4 protein-coding genes and 1 pseudogene are annotated in these 3229 nt (G+C 44.7%); 3 read left to right on the forward strand and 2 right to left on the reverse strand.

What is annotated here, in order from left to right; all coding sequences use genetic code 11:
- The 3 genes and pseudogenes from RMO84_RS16610 to RMO84_RS16620 all read left to right on the forward strand — a co-directional run.
- Nucleotides 1-909 (forward strand): annotated as a pseudogene (locus RMO84_RS16610) (radical SAM protein); the annotation flags it as partial.
- Entirely contained in the window at nucleotides 906-1415 is a 510-nt protein-coding gene (locus RMO84_RS16615; protein ID WP_310489548.1) for a hypothetical protein, read from the forward strand. The pseudogene RMO84_RS16610 and the gene RMO84_RS16615, both read left to right, overlap by 4 nt.
- A gap of 72 nt (nucleotides 1416-1487) precedes the next feature.
- Nucleotides 1488-1904, forward strand: a complete 417-nt coding sequence (locus RMO84_RS16620; protein WP_310489549.1) for a DUF4870 domain-containing protein — start codon at nucleotides 1488-1490, stop codon at nucleotides 1902-1904.
- Nucleotides 1905-2027: 123 nt separating this feature from the next.
- Here the strand turns inward: RMO84_RS16620 and clpP are convergent, their stop codons facing one another.
- Together clpP and RMO84_RS16630 are read right to left on the reverse strand one after the other, a co-directional pair.
- The gene (gene clpP / locus RMO84_RS16625; protein ID WP_310489550.1) at nucleotides 2028-2639 is read right to left on the reverse strand and encodes an ATP-dependent Clp endopeptidase proteolytic subunit ClpP; all 612 of its coding nucleotides are present in this window, start codon (nucleotides 2637-2639) and stop codon (nucleotides 2028-2030) included.
- A 116-nt stretch (nucleotides 2640-2755) separates the two neighbouring features.
- Nucleotides 2756-3229: adenine phosphoribosyltransferase (locus RMO84_RS16630; RefSeq protein ID WP_310489551.1), on the reverse strand; the 474-nt coding region annotated here is incomplete at its 5' end.

Consider the following 3229-nt stretch of genomic DNA (forward strand, 5'->3'; position numbering starts at 1 on the left):
GATTTGGCAAAAACTAAGCCGATTAAGCATCTAATGATCAATACTAATGGCGTTCGCATTGCCACCGATCGCGCATTTTGCGAACGATTAGCTGGTTATTTGCCTGGGATTGAAGTTTATCTGCAATTTGATAGTTTTGAAGCCAAAGCACTCAAGGAGTTGCGGGGGGCGGATTTACGGCAACTGCGACAACAAGCGATCGATAACCTGAATGAATTTAATATTTCGACGACTTTAGTCGTTACCGTCAAAAAAGGATTGAATGATAACGAACTAGGGAAAATTATCGACTACGCCTTGGCACAAAAGTGCGTACGCGGCGTGACATTTCAACCGATTCAAGTTGCTGGCAGATTAGAGGGTTTCGATCCCAAAGTCGATCGCTATCCACTCACAGCAGTACGGCGATCGATTCTCGAACAAAGCCCTCATTTTAAATCTGAAGATTTACTGCCCGTCCCCTGTCATCCCGATTGTTTGGCAATGGGCTATGCTCTAAAAGTCGATGGTAAAGTCATTCCGCTGGCAGGTTTAGTCGATCCGAGTACATTTATTAAATTAATGCCCAATTCGATCGTGTACGAGCAGAATGACACGCTCAAGCAGAAACTATTCGATCTATTTTCGACGGGGAATTCGCCAACGATGTCGGCGATGAAAATGGAGCAACTATTATGTTGCTTGCCATTAGTTGCCGTACCGCAGGGATTAACTTATGAGAATGTATTTCGGATTCTGATCGTCCAGTTTCTCGATCCCTATAACTTTGATGTTCGATCGGTTAAGCGATCGTGCATTCACATGGCGCAGACTAATGGTAAATTAATTCCGTTCGATACTTTTAATATCTTCTATCGAGATGGTGCGGCAGGAGCGCATTTAGTAGCTGGCACTGGAGGTGAATCGTGAACGATCGTCTATCCCCAAAAATCAGAGCGTTAGCAGCCATATCACACGCAATTATTGGCATCCCAACTAGTATTTTTGCTGTTTATGGCTTGTCACTTTTAATATTCAACAGAAATAATTATAGTCTTGAAGGTTTATTAATAATCGACTTTCTATTTGGCTTGCCAACAATTTTTCTGCTGCCGGTTCTCGCCTGGATTCAGTGGCGGCTAACAGGGAGAATCCATCCATTTGTCGATCGCGCTGGTAGGAGCGTACTAAATTACACTCTTAATATGTCGCTCTTAATACTATGCCTGGTGTTTGCATTCATCAGTACTTGTGGATTAGCCGTTAACGGATATTTTGGACAATCCCTGGGGACTAATTTTGTGCTCATCAGCTTGGTTACACTGAATTGTATCGCGATCGCTTATGCTCTCAATTCTGTAATTGCCGGTATCTTTGCCTTCAGAGGACTCCACTTCAAAAATCGGTTAGTTTATCCTTTTCTTCGAGATGTTTAGAATCCCGAATCATAGTCTGAGTCGTAACAGCCAAGCAATTTAAAAATCAAGATCGTCAAGAGGGAGGAGCTGATGAATGAAGATTCACGTCAACAAATACCACTAAATTTTCGGATTTTGGCAGCAGTAATGCACGCGCTCTGTACTCTACTTCCGATTATATGTCTGCCGATAACTTGGATAATTTGGCTAGTTACAAAAAATCAGCATCCTTTTGTCGATCGATCTGGAAGATCTGCACTAAATTTTCAAACTTCACTCTTTCTATATCTATTTGTCGTCGCTGGATTGCTAGGTGTTATCTGTGGCGTTTTACCAACAAATATCAGTCAATCTTTTGTAGGAATTATTGCTTATCCTGCTATCTTTTTAGTTGGAATACTCATGTTTTCAGCATTTTTGCTACCGATTGTTGCTGCTGTGTTAGCGATGTATGGCAGGATTTACAGCTATCCCTTGACTGTAAAATTTTTATCTGAATTGCCATAAAAGATCTAATTTAATCGATCGCAATCGATCGACGATCGATTTAATTAAATCAGCAAAAAAATAGATTGGTTTCCTTGCGAAACCAATCTCAAAATTACACGAGGCACTTGTGCCCCTATTAACTTACTGAACTAGAGCCAATGGTGGATTTGAAGCACTGACACGTCGATCGATCACAGTGTCGATTAAGCCATATTCTTTAGCTTCGACAGCCGACATGTAGAAATCGCGATCGGTATCTTCTTGGATTTTCGATAACGGTTGTCCGGTATGATCGGCCAAGAGATCGTTTAATTTGCCCTTGATGTAGAGGATTTCCTTCGCTTGGATAGCGATATCTGTCGCTTGTCCCTGAGCACCACCTAACGGCTGGTGAATCATGATTCGCGAACTGGGTAAGCTCGTCCGTTTGCCTTTGGCTCCAGCACTCAACAGGAACGCGCCCATGCTGGCAGCAAAGCCCATGCAGACAGTACAGACGTCGGGGCGAATTTGGTTCATCGTATCGAAGATGCCCATCCCAGCCGATACCGAACCACCAGGAGAATTGATATATAGATAGATATCTTTCTCTGGATCTTCGGCTTCCAAAAAGAGCAGTTGGGCGACGATCAGATTGGCTAAATCGGAAGTAACTTGATCGCCCAAGAAAATAATGCGATCGCGCAATAGCCGCGAATAAATATCAAAGGCGCGTTCGCCTCTACCAGATTGTTCGATTACGGTAGGTATCATAGCTATGCCAATATATTTCGATTCTTTTTATTATCGCCCAATCTTGGGGTTTGCGGTCTAGGGGTTTCCGTACAAAGCGGGGAGCGGGGAGCGGGGAGCGGGGAGCAATAAAGGGTTTAGTAGTGGACGAGGGAGACGATCGGGATTTCGGGTAAATGCGATCGACCATTGAGGGCGTCTAATTCGATGACAAAGGCGCAGCCAACCAGGTTGCAGCCGATGCCTTGTAATAGTTTAGCTGTGGCTGCGGCGGTGCCGCCAGTGGCGATTAAGTCATCCACGATCGCGATCCTACTGCCGGGGGAAAAGGCATCTTTGTGGATTTCTAGCGCATCCGTGCCATATTCGAGGGCATATTCGATCTTGTGGACTGCGGCTGGCAGCTTGCCTGGTTTGCGGACGGGAATAAACCCAATCCCCAGCTCATAAGCCAACGCCGCGCCAAAAATAAAGCCCCGCGACTCCATCCCGACAATATACTCCGGTTGCCAATCGCAAACTTTACTGGCTAAGGTATCGATCGAGTATTTTAAACCCGCTGGATCGCGCAGCAAGGTAGTGATATCGCGAAACAGAATGCCAGGTTTGGG

This window comes from Chamaesiphon sp. VAR_69_metabat_338, from assembly GCF_031423935.1.
GTDB lineage: Bacteria > Cyanobacteriota > Cyanobacteriia > Cyanobacteriales > Chamaesiphonaceae > Chamaesiphon.

Bases quoted from the DNA above. Each gene is read 5' to 3' on its own strand.
- RMO84_RS16620 (WP_310489549.1), top strand. From the start codon at position 1,488: ATGAATGAAGATTCACGTCAACAAATACCACTAAATTTTCGGATTTTG.
- clpP (WP_310489550.1), bottom strand. From the start codon at position 2,639: ATGATACCTACCGTAATCGAACAATCTGGTAGAGGCGAACGCGCCTTT.